This is a genomic window from Serratia sp. HNCC26DJ206 (genome assembly GCF_057180605.1).
In genome coordinates this window covers 180,742-197,877 of record NZ_JBXUGP010000004.1, presented here as the reverse complement: position 1 = coordinate 197,877, position 17,136 = coordinate 180,742, and the positions used below count along the sequence as shown (strand labels likewise).

Sequence of the window (17,136 nt, the reverse complement as noted above, 5' to 3'; positions counted from 1 at the left end):
GCAGGATTGGAATGCCGGGGCGATTATTCGTTTAGGCGTGACCGATCAGCAAGGAAAAGTGTGCCTGGGTGGTTTTCCCTCCGGGGGCAATATCTTCATCCATGAGGTGATTTCCCAAGCTGATTATCAGGCCGGGGTGCGTGCGTCGCAGATGGATGTCTATGGCACGGGGGGCGGTTTCTGGTATAGCGCAGGGTTCCCGGATGTGCATCAGATCAGTGCCGCAGAGCTGCAACTCTTGTTGAATGAACCCAAACTCAGCGCCGCTGGCCGTCAGTTGTTCGAACAGCATGTTCACGAAGGGGACTATCTGTTTACCAACCAGCAATATTGCTACGAACGTCACGGAACGCTAAAAATCAGCGTCAGTAATATCAACGTCGGTAGCAGTAATATCGAAGGCAGCAATACCGATAAGCCAACACACAACATCGAGTTATGCAAAAAAATCTGGGCTAAGCTTCCTGATGCGGATGCCAAAGGCTATTCCAGGATTGATGACACCGTGCAGTACGCTTTCGGTGTCACTTATGTTGATACCACATTTGCCCAGATTACCGCTGCCGATGGTTATCTTGATGAGTCTCAGTTGTTGGGTGGCATTCATTGGGTGGCTGGTACGGAAGTGACCCGCTTTACTCTGCCCGTCGGGCAATACCGCCTGTATGAACTGGTCATCGTGCGTAGCGCTGAAGGGAATAGCCTGAAGTTTTCTAGGCGGGATGGTTCGGATTTCAGTATGGATATCGATGGCAAAAACCGCTCCCCTGACAATGACGATGGGGGCATTCGTTTTGAAGTCAAAGACCCCAACGTGAAAATTGCCATCGATGCCATCAACAATTCACTTTGCGTAGAGGTGCAGGCATCGCTGAACGATAAACCCAAACCCGGTACGTTAGTCTTCGGTACCAATTCCTATTTGGGATTACTACCCCATGATCAGAATTGGAATGGTTCGGCGGTTGTTCGTGTAGGCGTGACCGATCAGCAAGGGCTAACCCGCTTGGATGGCTTCTCCACCGGGGGCAACGTTTTCATTCATCAGGTGATTTCCAAAGCCGAGTATGAGGCCGGGATTCGAGCTAGACAGATGGATGTCTATAGAACGGATGGCGATTTTTGGTTTAGCGCCCAGTTCCCTGATGTGCGTCAGTTCAATGCGACTGAACGTCAAACACTGTTGAATGAGCCTAAGCTCAACGCCGCTGCGCGTCGCTTGATTGAACAACATCTTAAAGAAGGGGACTATCTGTTCACCAATCAGAACTATTTTTATGATCGAGAAGGTTTGATAAAAGTTAAAATTATCAATAAATAAGCCCCTAGGGAAGGTGAGAACATGTCCCTGAGATGAGATCATCCAACTCAGGGACATGTTCAACATGAGTCGCCAGCTCACTTTCGCGGGCAACGAGTTCAATGGTAAACGACGTCGAATTTTCTCTATCGACGTCTTAACCTAGCCGCTACGGGTAGGGAATTTAGCAGCCATTGAATACCGTTTACAAATGCGCGCCCTTACAACTAATCAGCACATCCTTGCTCATCCAGCAGAACCCTACGTGGTCTTTAGCGATTTATGCCATACCTGCCTGTTGCTTGCCTGCCGACAATAGTCGTAGGCCAAGCAACAAGGACAAACCGATGCTCAATGAACTCAAACAGCAGGTACTGGAAGCCAATCTGGCGCTGCCGCGCCACCATCTGGTCACTTTTACCTGGGGCAACGTCAGTGCGGTAGACCGGCAACAGGGGCTGATGGTGATCAAACCTTCCGGCGTTGAGTATGACGTAATGCGCCGCGACGATATGGTGGTGGTGGAGTTGGAAAGCGGCAAGGTGGTGGAGGGCAGTAAAAAACCGTCGTCCGATAGCGATACCCACCGGGTGCTCTACCTGAATTTTGCCACAGCGGGTGGGATTGTGCATACCCATTCGCGCCATGCCACCATCTGGGCGCAGGCCGGGTTGGATATTCCCGCCTGGGGAACAACGCACGCGGATTATTTCTACGGTGACATTCCCTGCACGCGCTTGATGCATGAGGCGGAAATCAATGGCCGCTACGAATGGGAAACCGGGCGAGTGATCGTTGAGACCTTCGCTGAGCGCGGTTTGGATGCGGCAGCGATCCCGGCAGTGCTGGTGCATTCGCACGGCCCGTTTGCCTGGGGGAAAGATGCCGACAGCGCGGTGCATAATGCCGTGGTATTGGAAGAAGTGGCCTATATGGGGATTTTTTCACGCCAGTTGGCACCGGCGTTAGCCAATATGCAACAGACACTGTTGGATAAACATTACCTGCGCAAGCACGGTAAACATGCCTATTACGGCCAATAATGCGGGGGCCAACTGGCCCCGTTGGCGGTCTTATTCTTCGACCAGGTCTAACTGAATACCCTGGCGCTTGAGCAAGTGCTGATAGTCGAGTTCCAGCCGCGAATCGGTAATCACCCGGCCGATCTGGCTCATAGGATCCAGCGGATTGGGTTGGATCTGGCCGAATTTTGACGAGTCGGACAGCACGATGTTTTCCACCCCTTTGGCCAGTACCGCATTGACCACATCGGCACGCATCATATCGCGGCCGGTGAAGCCGGTTTCGGCGTGGTAGCCATCAACCCCGATAAAGGCCTTACTGAAATGCACCTGCTGGATGCACATCCGCGTCAGCGGGCCGACCACGGTTTCGCTTTTCTTTTGGTACATCCCACCCAGCACGATCACCTCGCAATCGGTCTCTTTCAACAGATGGGAGATGTAATGGCTGACGGTAATCAGCGTGATGTGTTTGCGTTCGGCAAGATAGCGGGCCAGCAGGGCGTTGGTGCTGCCGCTTTCGATAAAGATGGTTTCACCGTCGTTGACCAGCGAAGCGGCATAGCGCGCCAGCTTCTGCTTGAGGATGAAATTGGACATCATGCGGGCATCGACGTCATCACTCTCCATCGCCACCGCCGAGCCATGCACGCGTTTCAGATAGCTGCGTTTTTCCAACAGATTGAGATCCTGACGGATCGTTACCTCAGAAACGTCGGTAGCGCGTGCCAGTTCACTGACGCTGATGCGCCGACGGTCGTTAACTAACTGCAATATGGTTTGTTGTCTTGAATTCATAGCGGCCTGATATGCGGCTGCCGAGAGACAGCCGCCAATATTCACGGATTAAAGAGTATGTTCGGTGCGCGCGATAATATCATCCTGTGCGTCTGGGGATAATGCGGTAAAGAAGGCAGAATATCCAGCCACCCGCACCACTAAATCACGATATTGGTCAGGATGTTGCTTCGCAGCCAGCAGCGTTTCCCTAGAGACAATATTGTACTGTACGTGCCAACCGTGATAGCTCTCGAAGAAGGTGCGCAGCATCAGCATCAGTTTCTCGCGGTCACGCGGGTTTTCCAGCGTGGACGGGTTCAGCTTCTGGTTGAGCAACACACCGCCAAGAATCGAGGCGGTCGGCAGTTTAGACAGCGAGTTGAACACCGCCGTTGGCCCCAAATGATCGGTACCTGACGCCGGGCTGGCCCCTTCCGCCAATGGCGTATGGGCTTTACGGCCGTCTGGCGTCGCCATAGTCGCCGCGCCAAACGGCACGTTGGCGGAGATGGAAGATGTCCCGGCATAGTAGGTACCGCCAATCGGGCCACGGCCAAAGCGGGTGTTGTGGTACTGCTTCAGTTCGTCGATGTAGGTCTGATAAGCACGCACCAGCAACTGGTCAACATCATCCACGTCGTTGCCGTATTTCGGTGCGGCGTTGATCAGCCGTTGGCGCAGTTGTTCACCGTCCAGCCCAGCGAAGTCGTTGGCCAACGCCTGTGCCAACTGCTGCTGGCCGATGATCCCTTGTTCAAACACCAGCTTGCGTACCGCCGCCAGGCTATTGCCGAGGTTGGCAATCCCCACCTGCAAACCAGAAACCCAGTCATATTTCGCGCCGCCTTGCTTGATGCTCTTGCCGCGATCAATGCAGTCATCCACCAAGGCTGAGCAGACGATATCGTGGGCATTTTCTTCCAGCACGGTATCGACCACGCATTCAATCTCGATCGATTTACGGGTGTAGTAGCGGATTTGCGTATCCCAAGCTGCCATCACCTGATCAAATTGGCTGAAATTACCCTGTGAAAGCGCCAACTCTTGCGGCAGGAAGGTTTTGCCAGAGGTGGCATCGCGCCCTTGCTCCAGCGCCGCCAGCATCACGCGGGCAAAGTTGATAAAGCTCATACCGGTGCAGCGATAGCCCCACTTGCCACCGACGGCGGTTTCGATGCAGCCGATAGCGGCGTAATCGTAGGCATCCTGTGGCTCGACCCCCAGCTTGATAAATTCCGGGATAACAATTTCATCGTTGTTGAACGCCGGCATACCAAAACCACAGCGGATCACCTGCACACAGGCATCGAGGAAGTCATTACTGATCCCGGAGTGGTAACGCACGCTGAGGTTAGGCTGGGTGGAACGCAGGCGGCCGCAGGACTCCAGAATGGTGTAAGAGAGCGGGTTGACCGCATCCGCTGGCTTGCCGTTCACCAGTTTCTGGCCACCGATGGTGACGTTCTGATACAGCGGGCTACCGGCCGAGGCTTTGGAGTGTGAACCGGAGCGGATCTTGTTCACTTCCAGCAGCTTCAACCAGCAACTGTGCAGCATCTCAATGGCTTTTTCGCGCGGCAGGCTTTGTTCCAGTTCGACATCGCGGCGATACCACGGGTAGAGGTACTGATCGAGGCGACCAAAAGAAACCGAGTGGCCGTTGGATTCAATCTGCAACATCAACTGGATGAAATAGCACAGCTGTAGCGCCTGCCAGAAGGTCTGCGGTGGCTGATGGGCGATCAGCTCGCAGTTGGCGGCCATGGTCAGCAACTCTTCACGGCGCCAGATACGGCTCTCTTCCTGTGCCATCTCGCGGGCCTGCATGGCGAAGCGCAGAATATGTTCGCTCAGCGCAGCCAGGGAAATATCGATGGCCTTCAGGAACTGCTCTTTATGCAGATCGTCCCAGTCGGTCAGATGCAGGCGGCTACGGCGTTCGGTGACCTTGTCACGTAAGCCATCCAGACCTTTTTCCAGTAACAGCGGGAAGTTGACCGCCAAGTGTGCATCGCCGGAGGTCATGTTGCCTTCCGCCTTGATGATCCCGGTCGCCAGTAACGCTTTCTGCTCATCGGTAAATATGCCGTAGCAGCGATCCTGCACCGTTTGGCCGCGCCACCATGGGCACAGCTTGTGCAAGATCGCTTTGTTCTCTTCGCTGACGGAAAAACCCGCGCCAGGGCGATCGGCCAGTTCGTCAATTTCGCTTTCGATCCAACTGACGGTGTATTCCGGGAAGATTGGCGCAGCTCGCAGCTCGCTGGCTTGGTTGCCGATAATCAGCTCATCGTTTTTGATCCAGATAGTGCGTTTTGCCAGGTGGTTGGCCAGCGCCAATGCGCGCCGTACCGGCAGCGGTTTATCCTGGTGCTGCTGGTAGCTTTCGGTGTAATGCTGCGCACGTTCGGTGCAGACCGGCGGTTTAACGATATGGATCAGCGCATTCTTGTGCGCCTGGGTGCGTTCGGTCAGGGTGGTCAGATCCAGCGTTGTCATAATGTTATCCTCGTAAAATGGCGGTCAAGCCTTTGGCGCTGGCGTAATCTTCGGCATAAGCCAGCAGTTCAGGATCGTCCAGTGGGGTACGGGAAGCGTGATAAGGTGCACCGAGCAGGTGGTACTTATTGATGCCCAGCGTGTGGTACGGTAAAAAATGAATTTCTTTCACGCCAACCTCGTCGGCGGCAAAGTCGGTAATGGCGCGGATTGAGGCACGGTCGGCGTTGAACTCAGGGATCAGCGGCACTCGCACGGTGATCTCGGTGCCCGCTGCGGCTAAACGGCGGAAGTTATCCATCACCCGCTTGGCGGAACCATCGGTCCATTGCTTGAAGCGCACTTCGTCAACGTGTTTGAGGTCGGCCAGCATCAGATCGAGCCAAGGTAAAGACGGCGCAATGTACGGCCATGGCGTATGCAGGCAGGATTCCACCGCCGTATGAATACCGGCTTCGCGGCCGCGTTTGAGCAGGGCTGCGGCGATCTCCGGTTGCATAAAGGGTTCACCGCCAGAAAGCGTCAGGCCACCGCCGGTACGCAGATAGTAGGGTTTATCGCGCAGCACTTCGGCCATCACTGCGTCGAGATCGAGCGCGCTGCCGCAAACGCTCAGAGCGCCGGTAGGGCAACAGCCGTTCAAAGCCTCATAGTCGGCGGCGCTGAGCAGTGTACGTTGAATAGTCAGGGATTCTGGCGTGCGCGTAATAGCGTGCGAGCAACGTTCGCTGCACAGGGTGCAGCCTGTCAGGCACAGGCGTTCATCGAACAGCAATTCCTGCTGGCGTGAGCGGCTTTCCGGGTTCTGGCACCAGCGGCAACCCAGGGAGCACCCCTTAAGGAACACCACGCTGCGGATGCCTGGGCCGTCATGTGTAGAATAGCGCTGTAGGTTGAAAAGCATTGTTCACCTGTGAAGTTTAGTTTTCTTCTTACGTAAATTAAATATCTTTCGAATGAAGCTTGTATTGATTTTGATCAAATAGCGAAGGCCTTTTTGCCTTATTATGATGAGAGTTTGAATTTGTTCGCAAAATAATCAGGAGACCGACATGGAGCTTTATCTCGATACCGCCGATGTCACCGCAGTGAAACGTCTGGCGCGGGTGCTGCCGCTGCACGGTGTGACCACCAACCCCAGCATTGTGGCTAAAGAACGTAAACCGATTTGGGAAGTGCTGCCCGCTCTGCGCGATGCCCTTGGCGGCACCGGCAAGCTGTTTGCGCAGGTGATGGCCAGCGACGCGGAGCGCATGGTGGCAGAGGCGGTGCTGCTGAATCAGCGAGTACCGGGGCTGGTAGTAAAGATCCCGGTTACCGCAGAAGGCTTAGCGGCTATCAAAAAGCTTAAAGCGATGTCGATCCCCACGCTGGGAACGGCGGTTTACGGCGCGGGCCAGGGTTTGCTGGCGGCGCTGGCGGGGGCGGAATATGTGGCACCTTACGTTAACCGTCTTGATGCGCAGGGCGGTGACGGCATTGCAATGGTGCATGAGCTGCAACAGTTACTTAATCTGCATGCCCCGCATGCCAAAGTGCTGGCAGCCAGCTTCAAAACGCCGCGTCAGGCGCTGGAGTGCCTGCTGGCGGGTTGTCAGTCGATTACTTTGCCGGTAGACGTGGCTGAGCAGTTTATTGGCACACCGGCGGTGCAGGCGGCGGTAGAGAAGTTTGAACAGGATTGGCAGGGCGCTTTTGGCACCACGCTGCTGAGTTGAGTGGATAATGGGCGGCGCTGAGCCGCCCATGATTTAAAACCTTCAGATACGCCCGGTTTCTTCACGCAGAACGATGGTACTTTCGCGCACCGTCGGCGTGTTTGAGTTCATCGCGCGGCGGATCACAAAGAAAGCGGAAACCAGCATGGTGACCGCTACCAGCATAAAGAAGGCGCATAACGCGGCGTTAATCTGGTTGCTGAACACGATGGTTTCCATGTCTTTCAGCGATTTCGCCGGGGCGATCAGCGTGCCTTGCTCAATTCCGGCAGAGAATTTCTTCGCCTGCGCCAGGAAGCCAATGCTCGGTTTTTCGTGGAAGATTTTCTGCCAGCCAGCGGTCATTGAGGTAATGAACAGCCAGATGGTCGGCAGAATGGTCACCCAGGCGTAGCGCTGCTTCTTCATTTTGAACAGCACCACGGTACCGAGGATCAGCGCCATTGAGGCCAGCATCTGGTTACCGATGCCGAACAGCGGCCACAGAGTGTTAATGCCCCCCAATGGATCAACCACCCCTTGATAAACGAAGAAGCCCCAACCGGAGACCGCAACGGTGGTTCCTGCCAGGTTGCCGATCCATGAACGGTTGTTGGCCAAGCGTGGAATGGCGATACCGACCAGATCCTGCACCATAAAACGGCAGGCGCGGGTACCGGCATCGACGGCGGTCAGAATAAACAGCGCTTCAAACAGAATGGCGAAGTGATACCAGAAGGCCATCATGGCACGGCTGTTGAACACTTCGGTGATGATGTGTGCCATCCCAACGGCGAAGGTGGGTGCACCACCTGCGCGCGACAGGACTGAGTTCTCACCTACATCTTTGGCGATCTGCGTCAGCATTTCGGGGGTCACCATAAAGCCCCAGCCGTTGATCACCTGTGAGGCATTTTCCACCGTGGTGCCGATCAGCGCCGCCGGGGAGTTCATGGCAAAGTAAACGCCAGGGTCGATCACCGAGGCACAGATCAGCGCCATGATGGCAACGAATGACTCCATTAGCATTGCGCCATAGCCGATAAAACGGATATGGCTTTCACGCTCGATCAGTTTTGGCGTAGTACCGCTGGAAACCAGGGCGTGGAAGCCGGAAATGGCGCCGCAGGCAATGGTGATAAACAGGAATGGGAACAGTGAGCCGGCAAAGACCGGGCCGCTACCGTCGATAAAGCGCGATACCGCTGGCATTTTCATTTCCGGCATGGCGAACACAATCCCCACCGCCAGCCCGACGATAACGCCGATCTTCAGGAAAGTAGACAGATAATCACGCGGTGCCAACAGCAGCCACACCGGCAGCACTGAAGCGATAAAGCCATAAATCACCAGCACCCAGGTCAGGGTGGTGCCGTGCAGGGTAAAGAACGGGCCCCAATAGGGATGCTGCGCCACATTACCGCCGTAGATAATCGCCGCCATCATCAGTACAAAACCAAATAGCGAGACTTCGGCAATTTTACCTGGGCGGATAAAGCGCATGTAAACGCCCATAAACAACGCGATAGGAATAGTAGCGGCAATGGTAAACAGGCCCCACGGGCTGTCTGCCAGCGCTTTCACCACCACCAGAGCCAACGCAGACAGGATGATGATCATCACCCCCAACGCACCAAGCATGGTGATCACCCCGGCAAAGGTCCCGAGCTCCTGCTTGGCCATTTCACCCAGAGAGCGCCCGTCGCGACGGGTGGAGATAAACAGGATCAAAAAGTCCTGCACCGCACCGGCCATCATTACGCCAACCAGGATCCAGATGGTGCCCGGCAAGAAGCCCATCTGCGCCGCCAGGATCGGCCCAACCAGCGGGCCAGCACCGGCAATGGCGGCAAAGTGGTGGCCGAACAGCACCCATTTGTTGGTAGGAACATAGTCCAGGCCATCATTATGGCGCTCCGCCGGGGTCAACCGGCGATCGTCCAGTTCAAACACATTTTTGGCAATAAACAGGCTGTAGAAGCGATAAGCAATGCTGTAGCAGGAGACGGCGGCGATCACTAACCAGACCGCGTTGACGGGCTCTCCACGGCTAAGTGCCAGCATGGCGAAAGCGAAGGCACCGAGCAACGCCACCGCAAGCCAGATAATGCCGGACTTGACGTTTTTCATGTTTAACAACTCCTTGTTATGCAGAGGTAGGTAAAGGTCATGTTTTTTAAGTGAAAGTGAGCGGTAGGTTAAAAATAGGGATTTTAAACGTGAAGAGAAGTCGCTCAGATGAAAAATGTGAACTTAGCGGGTGTTTATTGAAAAAACAAGGTGATGTGACAAGGAAAGTGTTGAGCGAGGCACAATAAAAAAGACTACATTTGGTCGCCTAGTAGCGGCGTAGAAAATGGACAATGAGATTGTTGCAATTAGCTATTTATTTTGAGGTCAGTCTCGATATAGTGATTTAACGTGATATAGAATTCTGAACCTGCTCCGGTTTAGAGTGATGTGCTCACTCGTATACACCATAATGATGCACGTTATTAGCCTTGGAAAGAAATGCTATGACGACAGACAAGTTTGCTGAGTCCGCGCTGAGTTTCACCAAAAGCCCCTTAGGTATCATTGCTCTCTTCATTGTTCTGGTTTACGGGTTTGCTTCACTCGTAGTTATTTTTGGGGAGGGTCTGTCAGAACACTTGACACCGCTGATCTACTTCATGGTTTTCTTTCCGATTATAGTCTTTGTTGGGTTTCTATGGCTTGTGGCAAAACATCATCACAAACTATACGGTCCTTCTGATTTTCGAAATGAGGAAAACTATATAAAAGCGCAGGTGGCTAGTGCAGCCTCTCTTGCGGCAGCATCCGCAAAACAGCCTGAAAACAGTGCTGGCATTTCTGAAGTACAAATCAGGGAAATAGTTAACGTTGTCTCAAATGCACCACGCCAAAGTAAACATGATATGTGGAGAAATCGTATTTTATGGGTCGATGATCGCCCTGAAAACAACGTCTATGAACGGCAGGCGTTTGAGGCCCAAGGGATTGTGTTCTCGCTTGCATTATCAACTAACGAGGCTTTAGAACTTCTTAAAACAAATAAATTTGCGGCTATTATCTCCGATATGGGTCGGAAAGAGGGTCCACAAGAAGGTTATATTCTCCTTCAAAAGCTGCGTGAAATGGGCGATAAAACACCCTTCATGATCTATGCGTCGTCAAACTCCCCGGAACATAAAGAGATGGCAAGAAAGCAAGGAGCCATCGGCTCAACAAACCGAGTGGAAGAGCTTTTTAAAGTGGTAATGGAAGCCGTGACAAATGGTTCATAACAATCTACTTCCGAGAAAGAAGGGATGGTTTGGTGCCTTCTAGGCTTCTCCGAATTGCCATGCCACTTAGCCGCAACGGCCCGCTAAAAAGCTATTTTATCAGCAACCATCATGGCGATACCGCAGTATCGCCCTGATGACTATCAGTTCAGTTACGCAACCGGTTTGGCAATCACGCTGCGGGTTTCCATACGCACTTCGGCGATGTTGACCTGTAGGGTATCGCTCTGGCGATAAACCATTTCGCCTTTCACCTGCACCATGCCGGTTTCCTGGCTACACACCAGTTCATCACGCACTGCATGAATGAACGGGGCGGGAATAAAGGCCACCGCGCCGTTTTCCAGCAGGCGCACGCGCAGGCCGCCGCGGGTCACGTCGATGATTTCCGCCGTGAAGCGCTCATCGGTGCCAGCTTTGTCTTGCAGGAAGCGGGCATACAGCCAATCGCCAACGTCGCGTTCGGCCATGCGGTTCAGGCGGCGGCGTTCAGCCAGTTGCACTGTCACTTCATCCTGCGGCTTACTGGCCGCTTGCTCGCTGATAATGGCTTTCAGCAGGCGATGGTTGACCATATCGCCGTATTTACGGATTGGCGACGTCCAGGTGGCATAGGCTTCCAGCCCCAGGCCAAAGTGCGGGCCAGGAACGGTGCTGATCTCGGCAAAAGTCTGGAAGCGACGAATGCGGCTGTCCAAGAACTGAGTGGGCTGCGCATCAAGATGGCGGCGCAGTTCGCAGAATCCGTCCAGCGTCAGCAGTTTTTCCGCTTCTGCTTCAACGGCGTTGGTCTGCAACACGTTAACCGCTTGCTCGACCAGCGCCGGGTCGAAACCGGTATGCACGTTGTAAATGCCAAAACCGAGGCGATCGCGCAGCACAATCGCGGCACAAACGTTGGCGGCAATCATGCATTCTTCAACGATACGGTTAGCGGTGCGGCGCTGTTCGGTGATGATGTCCAGCACTTCACCTTTTTCACCGAGCACAAAGCGGTAGTCTGGGCGATCTTTAAACACCAGCGCGTGCTGGTGGCGCCAGGCGTTACGGTTATCGCACACTTTTTTGAGCAAGGTGATCTGCTGCGCGATGACTTCGCTTGGCGGTTGCCAACCGGCAATGCCGTCCAGCCAGTCAGAGACTTCGTCATAAACCAGCTTGGCTTTGGACTCGATCTCGGCGGCAAAGAAGTGGATATCGTTGCTCAAAGCACCGTCTGCGGCGATCGTCACGCGGCAAGCCAACACCGGGCGGCGCTCATGCGGGCGCAGCGAACACAGGTTGTCGGACAGATCGCGCGGCAGCATCGGAATATTGAAGCCCGGCAGGTAGTTGGTGAAAGCGCGCTTGCGGGCGATATCATCCAGGTTGCTGCCTTGCTCGACATAAGCGGTCGGATCGGCAATGGCGATGGTCAACTGCAATGTGCCGTCGCCGTTATCCTGCACGTGCAGCGCATCGTCCATATCTTCGGTGCTGGCGCTGTCGATGGTGACGAAATCCAACGCGGTCAGATCTTCACGCGGCAGAGCGGCGTCATGTTCGCTGATGGCGACCATGTCTGGTGCTTCTTTTTCCAGATTATGGCGCGCCAGCGTCACCCACCATGGGGCGAAATGGTCTTCAGCGTCGGTAATGAACTGGGTCAGATCGGCATAAAAACCGCGATCGCCCTTCAAAGGATGGCGGCGCATTTCTGCCACCGCCCAGTCACCGGCCTGGAAGGCATGAGTGACGTCATGCACTGGACGACACTGAATCGCGTCTTTCAGCAATGGATGGTCGGGCACGATGGACAGACGATCGTCTTTCTTCTGCACACGGCCGACAAAGCGCGACAGGAATGGCTCAACCAGGGTTTCCGGCTCAGCGATCTCGCGATCTTTTTCGGTATGCAGGGTGGCGACGATACGATCCCCATGCATGACTTTTTTCATGTACGGCGGCGGAATAAAATAACTCTTCTGACCGTCGACTTCTAAAAAGCCAAAACCTTTCTCAGTCCCTTTTACTACGCCTTCAACACGCGGGGTTTGAGAGTGAAGTTGCTGTTTAAGCTGCGCCAGCAGCGGGTTATCTTGAAACATATCGTCCAGTGAATGGGTTGTGAGTGGCAAGATTTGCGGCAGACAGTTTTACGCGAATCACCTGCTGTGGGCAAGCCTAACGTCACGATTTCACCGCGTTGATGTGGGATAATTTGCCGGATCGGCCAAGAACAAGTCATTGGCAAACCATGGTTTTCAGCCATGGTTTGCCATCAAGGTCAGGCGATGCGCCATGCGGGTGCGCTGGCACTGCGGCGGATCGTCACCGGAATGGATTTAGAGGTCGGCGTACCGGTGCCATCGCCAAAGCTATCCAAGGGAACCAACGGATTGGTTTCCGGATAGTAGGCCGCCAGATTGCCCCGTGGGATAGCATAACTGACCAGCTTGAAGCCACTGATTTTCCTCACCACGCCGTCATGCCACAGGGTTTCAATTTCCACCAACTCGCCATCGTTCAGGCCGAGTTCTGCCAGGTCTTCCGGGTGGATAAACAGCACTTCCCGCTGACCATAGACCCCGCGGTAGCGGTCATCCAGCCCATAAATGGTGGTGTTGTACTGATCGTGTGAACGCAGGGTCTGTAGCGTAAAAGGTGCCTGTTCGGTGCTGTGGTGTGAGGACAGCGTCTCTGGCAACGCCGCAGCGCTGAACTGTGCCTTGCCGCTTGGCGTGGCAAAACGTAGCTCTGCGGCGGCATTGCCCAGATAGAAGCCACCGGGCTGTTCGCAACGCTGGTTGAAATGGTCAAAGCCGGGAAGGGTGGCCTGAATATGATCGCGGATCAACGAATAGTCATCAGCCAATTCCAGCCAGTCCAGCTTTTCGCTGCCCAGCACCGCATTGGCAATACCGCAGACAATGGCGGTTTCCGAACGTTGCGTCTCCGCCAACGACCTGCCGATGCCTTCTGAGGCATGCACCATACTGAAAGAGTCCTCAACCGTGATGAACTGCGGGCCGCTGGCCTGCAAATCAAGCTCGGTGCGCCCCAAGGCGGGCAGAATCAACGCCTCTTTCCCGGTGATCAGATGGCTGCGGTTCAGCTTGGTGCTGATATGCACCGTCAGATCGCAGTTGCGCAGAGCCTGTGCGGTACGCTTGGTATCTGGCGCCGCTGCCGCCAGGTTACCGCCGAGCGCCAACAGTACTTTGACCTCGCCACGCAGCATGGCCTCGATCGCTTCCACCGTGTTATGCCCAGCCTCGCGGCGCGCCGTAAAGCCGAAATGCTGTTCCAGGCTGTCGAGCAGCGCTTTGGGCGCTTTCTCATCAATACCCATGGTGCGATTGCCTTGCACGTTGCTGTGGCCGCGCACCGGGCACAATCCGGCTCCTGGCTTGCCCAACTGGCCGAACAGCAGTTGCAGATTGGTGATTTCGCGTACCGTTGCCACCGAGTGTTTATGCTGGGTGATCCCCATCGCCCAGGTACAGATAACGCGCTTAGCACTCTGATAAATGGTCGCCGCCTGGCGCAATTGGCTTTCGCTCAGGCCAGATTGTTGGGTAATGTGCGGCCAATCTGTAGCATCCACCTGTGCCAGATACTCTTCAACGCCGACGCAGTGCTGGTCAATAAACGCCAGGTCGAATAGCCCGGTTTTACCTTCTGCCAACTGCTGGCGATGCGTCTCCAACAGCGCTTTCACTATGCCGCGCACGGCAGCCAGATCGCCACCGAGGTTGGGCTGGAAATAGGCCGAACTGATAGGAGAAGATTTCGGCGTCAGCATCTGCAATGGGTTCTGCGGATCGGCAAAACGCTCCAGCCCACGTTCGCGCAGCGTGTTGAAACTGACGATGCGCGCACCGCGGCTGGCGGCCTGCTTCAGGCTGTGCAGCATGCGCGGGTGGTTGGTGCCCGGATTCTGACCAAACACAAAAATGGCATCGGCTTGCTCGAAATCCTCCATACGGATGGTGCCTTTACCGACGCCAATGCTTTGCTTGAGACCGACGCCGCTAGCTTCGTGACACATATTGGAACAGTCAGGGAAGTTGCTGGTACCCAGCATGCGGCCAAACAGTTGATAAAGATAAGACGCCTCGTTGCTGGTACGGCCGGAGGTATAAAGTTCGATCTGGTTGGGGTTATCCATTTGGTGGATATGCTGAGCAATCAAGGCAAAAGCCGCGGGCCAACTGATGGGCTGATAGCGATCGCTGGCAGTGTCATATCGCATCGGGTGGGTAAGGCGTCCCTGATACTCCAGAAAATAGTCGCTTTGCTGCAACAGTTTGCTGACGCTGTGGGTGGCAAAAAAGGCCGGTTCAACCGCATTGCGCGTGGCTTCCCAACTGACCGCTTTGGCCCCGTTTTCACAGAAACTGAAGGTGCTGTGGTTATCATCGCCCCAGGCGCAACCAGGGCAATCGAAACCGCGAGCTTTGTTAATGCGCATCAGATTACGCAGGTTTTGCAGCGGTTGTTTACTGTCGAACACATAGCGGGTGGTGGCTTCCAACGAGCCCCAGCCACCCGCCGCGCCGCGATAAGGCTTGATTGACGGTTTGAATTTCATGGTTTTCTTCGCAGGTGATCATTGTTATTAAAAGGTAAGCACCTTTTTAAGCACTTTGAGTATTTATGTCACAAGCTTAGGAGGGCGCAGGCGGGGCGTCTAATCGAATGGAGCAATGACGGCATAGAGGGCATTTATCGCCAGAATGATATACTCAACGCAAAACTTATCTCCCAGGCCACCACATGGATATTAAGCAGCTGATTTACCTGTGTAATCTTGAACGCGAGCGTCACTTTGGCCGCGCGGCAGAGGCCAGCTTTGTCAGTCAGCCAACGCTATCCATGCGGCTGAAAAATCTGGAAAAAGAGCTGGGCGTGGCGCTGATCAATCGGGGTAACAATTTCGAAGGATTCACCGCGGAAGGTGAACGCGTGCTGGTGTGGGCACGGGAAATTGTTTCGGTCTATCAGGGGCTGAAGCTAGAGGTGGAATCGCTCAAGCACGGCCTGAATGGCACGCTGCGCCTGGGAACCGTGCCACAGTGCAGTATTTCACTGGCTCAATTGCTGAAAGCGGTCAGTGAGCGTTATCCACAGCTGGATTATCGGGTGGCGGTGATGAGTGCCGATCAACTGCTGGAAGCGCTAACCGCCCACACGGTGGATATTGGTATTGGCTTTTTTGAAGTTTCGACCCTCAAGGAACTGCATTTCCAGTCACAACCGCTGGCAGACAGCGGGGTGGAACTGGTGTTTCATCCGCAGCGTTTTCCTGATCTGGCTGGCGATAGCCCGCTGGCGTTGGACGCCGTGGCGGCATTGCCGCTGTGCCTGGCTGAGCCGACACGCTATTTCCGCCGCTATCTTGATCAACACTTCCGCGATGCCGGTCTTGCGCTGCACGTTCGTTTGGAAAGTACGTCGATTTTCCAACTGTTGCAGGGGATTTTTGTCGGGTTGGGCTGCGGGTTGTTCCCCAGCGGCAGCCTGTTGCAGGACATGACGCCACAGCTGCAACGGCGGGCGGTTGCTATGCCACCGATGGCGCGTCATGCCGCGTTGGTGATTGCCGAACCGGGCCGCGCAACCCCGCTGGCGCAGCATTTCTTTGATGCGGCGCAGGAATGGCTGCTGCAATAGGGTTTTAAGGTGACAATGTCACTTTTATCGTGGCGAAGAAACCGTGGGGGCAAACAAAGTAGGACTGAAACTGTTCAGCCCTGTTGAATTATTTCAGCTCCAGCTCATTCATCGCAGCAATGCTGAAACCGCCGTCAACGTGCACGATCTCACCGGATATACCGGCCGCCAGGTTGGAACACAGGAAGGCGGCGGTGTTGCCTACGTCCTCGGTGGTAACGGTACGGCGAATCGGCGTCACGGCCTCGCAATGGGCCAACATCTTGCGGAAGTCTTTGATGCCGGATGCGGCCAGCGTGCGGATCGGCCCGGCGGAGATGCCGTTAACCCGTACCCCTTCAGGCCCCATGGCATTGGCCATATAGCGCACGTTGGCTTCCAATGAGGCTTTCGCCAAGCCCATCACGTTATAGTTGGGAATTGCACGTTCTGCTCCAAGATAAGACAGCGTCAATAATGCCGAATTAGCGTTGAGCATGGTGCGGCAGGCCTTGGCCATCGCTACAAAACTGTAGGAACTGATGTCGTGGGCAATGGCAAAACCTTCGCGCGTCACGGCGTTGACGTAATCGCCATCCAACTGATCCGCCGGGGCGTAACCGATCGAGTGGACGAAGCCATCAAACGTTGGCCAGCGTTGCCCTAACTCTGCAAACATGGCGCTGATGCTTGCATCCTGCGCCACGTCGCATTCCAGTAGCAGGTCAGAGCCCAATGCGGCAGCGAATTCTGCCACGCGCGGTTGGAGTTTGTCATTCTGGTAGGTGAAGGCCAGTTCGGCACCTTCACGATGCATGGCCTGCGCAATACCAAAAGCGATGGAAAGTTTGCTGGCAACGCCGGTGATCAGAATACGTTTGCCGGTTAAAAAGCCCATATACCGTTATCCTTGAAGT

General features: G+C 54.8%; 12 protein-coding genes. 5 read left to right on the top strand and 7 right to left on the bottom strand.

All coding sequences use genetic code 11. The features are described from left to right. Together AC2A1E_RS04540 and araD are read left to right on the top strand one after the other, a co-directional pair. The coding region (locus AC2A1E_RS04540; protein WP_484382751.1) for a hypothetical protein at window positions 1–1,321 on the top strand (1,321 nt) is incomplete at its 5' end. 326 nt (window positions 1,322–1,647) lie between these two features. Next, window positions 1,648–2,343: an L-ribulose-5-phosphate 4-epimerase gene (gene araD / locus AC2A1E_RS04535; RefSeq protein WP_484382750.1), complete on the top strand. Its 696-nt coding sequence runs from the start codon at window positions 1,648–1,650 to the stop codon at window positions 2,341–2,343. A 30-nt stretch (window positions 2,344–2,373) separates the two neighbouring features. On the opposite strand, the gene AC2A1E_RS04530 is transcribed toward araD, so the two are convergent. The 3 genes from AC2A1E_RS04530 to AC2A1E_RS04520 are packed head-to-tail and all read right to left on the bottom strand — an operon-like array spanning window position 2,374 to window position 6,505. Next, window positions 2,374–3,120 (bottom strand): DeoR family transcriptional regulator, encoded by a 747-nt coding sequence (locus AC2A1E_RS04530; RefSeq protein WP_484382749.1) that lies wholly within the window; start codon window positions 3,118–3,120, stop codon window positions 2,374–2,376. A 48-nt stretch (window positions 3,121–3,168) separates the two neighbouring features. Continuing rightward, window positions 3,169–5,601, bottom strand: a complete 2,433-nt coding sequence (locus AC2A1E_RS04525) for a formate C-acetyltransferase/glycerol dehydratase family glycyl radical enzyme (RefSeq protein WP_484382748.1) — start codon at window positions 5,599–5,601, stop codon at window positions 3,169–3,171. Between the two features lie 4 nt (window positions 5,602–5,605). After that, window positions 5,606–6,505, bottom strand: a complete 900-nt coding sequence (locus tag AC2A1E_RS04520; RefSeq protein WP_484382747.1) for a glycyl-radical enzyme activating protein — start codon at window positions 6,503–6,505, stop codon at window positions 5,606–5,608. Window positions 6,506–6,653: 148 nt separating this feature from the next. On the opposite strand from AC2A1E_RS04520, the gene fsa reads away from it, so the two are divergent. Beyond that, window positions 6,654–7,319 carry a fructose-6-phosphate aldolase gene (gene fsa, locus AC2A1E_RS04515; RefSeq protein WP_473187261.1) on the top strand — a complete coding sequence of 222 codons (666 nt, stop codon included), beginning with the start codon at window positions 6,654–6,656 and terminating at the stop codon, window positions 7,317–7,319. 42 nt (window positions 7,320–7,361) lie between these two features. Here fsa and AC2A1E_RS04510 read toward each other — a convergent pair whose 3' ends face one another. Continuing rightward, the gene (locus AC2A1E_RS04510; protein WP_484382746.1) at window positions 7,362–9,428 is read right to left on the bottom strand and encodes a carbon starvation CstA family protein; all 2,067 of its coding nucleotides are present in this window, start codon (window positions 9,426–9,428) and stop codon (window positions 7,362–7,364) included. Window positions 9,429–9,814: 386 nt separating this feature from the next. On the opposite strand from AC2A1E_RS04510, the gene AC2A1E_RS04505 reads away from it, so the two are divergent. Beyond that, window positions 9,815–10,585, top strand: a complete 771-nt coding sequence (locus AC2A1E_RS04505; protein ID WP_484382745.1) for a response regulator — start codon at window positions 9,815–9,817, stop codon at window positions 10,583–10,585. A gap of 152 nt (window positions 10,586–10,737) precedes the next feature. Here AC2A1E_RS04505 and AC2A1E_RS04500 read toward each other — a convergent pair whose 3' ends face one another. Both AC2A1E_RS04500 and AC2A1E_RS04495 read right to left on the bottom strand, forming a co-directional pair. Next, the gene (locus tag AC2A1E_RS04500) at window positions 10,738–12,672 is read right to left on the bottom strand and encodes an exoribonuclease II (RefSeq protein WP_484382744.1); all 1,935 of its coding nucleotides are present in this window, start codon (window positions 12,670–12,672) and stop codon (window positions 10,738–10,740) included. A gap of 179 nt (window positions 12,673–12,851) precedes the next feature. After that, window positions 12,852–15,158, bottom strand: coding sequence for an FdhF/YdeP family oxidoreductase (locus AC2A1E_RS04495; protein ID WP_484382743.1), 2,307 nt, complete (start codon window positions 15,156–15,158; stop codon window positions 12,852–12,854). A 185-nt stretch (window positions 15,159–15,343) separates the two neighbouring features. Between AC2A1E_RS04495 and AC2A1E_RS04490 the strand changes: the two genes are divergently transcribed. Further along, window positions 15,344–16,240, top strand: a complete 897-nt coding sequence (locus AC2A1E_RS04490; protein ID WP_484382742.1) for a LysR family transcriptional regulator — start codon at window positions 15,344–15,346, stop codon at window positions 16,238–16,240. A gap of 88 nt (window positions 16,241–16,328) precedes the next feature. Here the strand turns inward: AC2A1E_RS04490 and fabI are convergent, their stop codons facing one another. After that, on the bottom strand, window positions 16,329–17,117 hold the full coding sequence (gene fabI, locus AC2A1E_RS04485; RefSeq protein ID WP_484382741.1) for an enoyl-ACP reductase FabI: 789 nt from the start codon (window positions 17,115–17,117) through the stop codon (window positions 16,329–16,331). Window positions 17,118–17,136 lie beyond the last annotated feature (19 nt).